General features: G+C 50.3%; 2 protein-coding genes and 1 pseudogene. 2 read left to right on the top strand and 1 reads right to left on the bottom strand.

Going from position 1 to position 2,015, the window contains the following annotated elements; genetic code table 11:
* Both BG842_RS17925 and BG842_RS29055 read left to right on the top strand, forming a co-directional pair.
* The coding region (locus BG842_RS17925) for an ATP-binding cassette domain-containing protein (RefSeq protein WP_139136176.1) at positions 1-483 on the top strand (483 nt) is incomplete at its 5' end.
* A 58-nt stretch (positions 484-541) separates the two neighbouring features.
* A pseudogene (locus tag BG842_RS29055) lies at positions 542-1,229 on the top strand (aspartate/glutamate racemase family protein).
* 60 nt (positions 1,230-1,289) lie between these two features.
* On the opposite strand, the gene BG842_RS30660 reads toward BG842_RS29055, so the two are convergent.
* Positions 1,290-1,601, bottom strand: coding sequence for a helix-turn-helix domain-containing protein (locus tag BG842_RS30660; protein ID WP_217493341.1), 312 nt, complete (start codon positions 1,599-1,601; stop codon positions 1,290-1,292).
* Between the last annotated feature and the right edge of the window lie 414 nt (positions 1,602-2,015).

Genomic DNA, 2,015 nt, shown 5'->3' on the forward strand with positions numbered 1-2,015 from the left:
TCACGAAGCTGCACAAGTCGCTGGAGTAAGAGAGGAGTTGTTCGACGAACACCGAACTCATTGACGAAAGGGTTGCGCCAGCGAGTCGCAATCGCTTCGATCTTGGCGATGAAACCCAACACAATCATCGTTGATGAGCCGACAACCGGCCAAGATGCTCAGCAGTCTATCGAGATCATGAATTTCCTTCGTCGGCTCAAAGAAGAAGAAGACAGAACGATCATCATCGTCACCCACATCATTCCAATTATACAACAGTACTGTGATCGAGTTATCTGTCTCAAACATGGACAAGAATTGATCGAAGGCTCACCGCGGGAAGTCTTTGACCAACCAGATACGCTCGCCGAATCAGCAGTGCAGGCCTCACAAATAACGCGCTTCAGCTACGAACTCGATACGCAGTTCCCGGACATCCATCGACCGTATCTCACTGTTGAAGAAGCGGTGCAGGATTTCCAGTCCGCGACCAAGAAGCAGTAATACAAGGTTCCCTCTGATGAATACAATTCTCGTCCTTAATCCAAATACCTCAGAGGCGATGACTGAAGACATCGCAAAATCAGCAGAGCAAGCAGCATCTCCCCAAACAGAAACAATCGTCACGAATCCAGATATCGGTCCGGAATCACTCGAATCATATTACGAGTACCATCTCGCCGCCATCGCGATGCTCGAAACGATTGCTGATTATCGGGGAGAAGTTGATGGGGTTGTCATCGCCTGCTATGGCGACCCTGGACTCTACCCGCTGAAAGAAGTCTTCGATGTTCCTGTCGTTGGCGTTGCGGAAGCGTCGCTGGCGACAGCAACCTTGCTTGGCCATCGGTTTAGCATCTTGGTCGCCCTCCCACGGGCAATCCCAATGATGGAGAATATGGTCCACTGGTACGGGCTAAGTAATCGACTCGCCTCCGTCGAGTCGACTAACCTATCGGTGCTCGAGTTAGAAGAAGACAAAGATGAAACAGTGGATGCGTTATCACGAGCAGGGGAGCGAGCGAAGGATGCTGGAGCAGAAGTTTATCCTCGGTTGTTCTGGAATGGCCGGTCTACAGAAAAGGGTCGCCGAGCGTACCGCTGTGCCAGTTATAGATCCGGTCGAAAACGCGGTCAAAATGGTTGGTTTACTTGCCGAGCAGGGCCTCGTTCAGAGTGAAGCAGGACTATATCAGACCCCTCCAAAAAAGGATATTCGGGGAGATATGCCGGGAGATCTGTCTCGTTGAGGGATTTACAGGTGGAACAGAACGAGTACCTCAAGGCGTGATTCCGAACAGTTCACTAAATTACTCGATTTGAGTGAGAATCTTCGCCTCAGCCTTGCGAAGATGTTCAAGAAACGTCGTTTTCGAGATGTCTAAATCTTTAGCAAGGCCACGCGATGTCGCTTCACGTGGCCACGAATAATAGCCGTTTTCTCGAGCATGGTCGAATATCTCTCGTTGGCGCGCGGAAAGGAGATTGAGTATTGATTGTTGACTGTTGGAGCGGTCGTAAGTAGATATCTGGAGAATTCGATGTCGGCGTCCATCTCCTCCTCGATAGCTGCAAGTTGTTCTTTCACCTCTTTCCGACCTTGATGGGCCACAACCGTCCATCGCTCAAGCCCATCATAGATCCGAACGGGGCCATCATAGACAAATCCACGAGAAACGAATGAATGGTCGATGCTATTTTCAGGGTTGAACTCGACAAATATTTCCCGGGTCGCGTTTCCGGGGGCTGCCACAGGAGATTGACTCGTGTCGTAACTGTACTGAATTTCCCGAACAGAGTCAGTCAAAGGCGATTCTCTCGTTTGTTGAATCAAATCCTCGATTTCAGAGACAGAGTCCCCATAGACGGTGAATCTTGATTTTGCCTGACCGTCATTCGTGGTGAAAACGCCGTGGCCAAGGAGCCCCGCCTGGGTTTGTTCAGTCACTTGTAGTGTCCAGCAGTTTGGATGCCACAGTTGGATTTTCAGTCGGAGCATTTCTGCCGGCATCTGTTCTGACATGGTATGACGTACC

The organism is Haladaptatus sp. W1, assembly GCF_001723155.1.
In the GTDB taxonomy this organism is placed as follows: domain Archaea; phylum Halobacteriota; class Halobacteria; order Halobacteriales; family Haladaptataceae; genus Haladaptatus; species Haladaptatus paucihalophilus.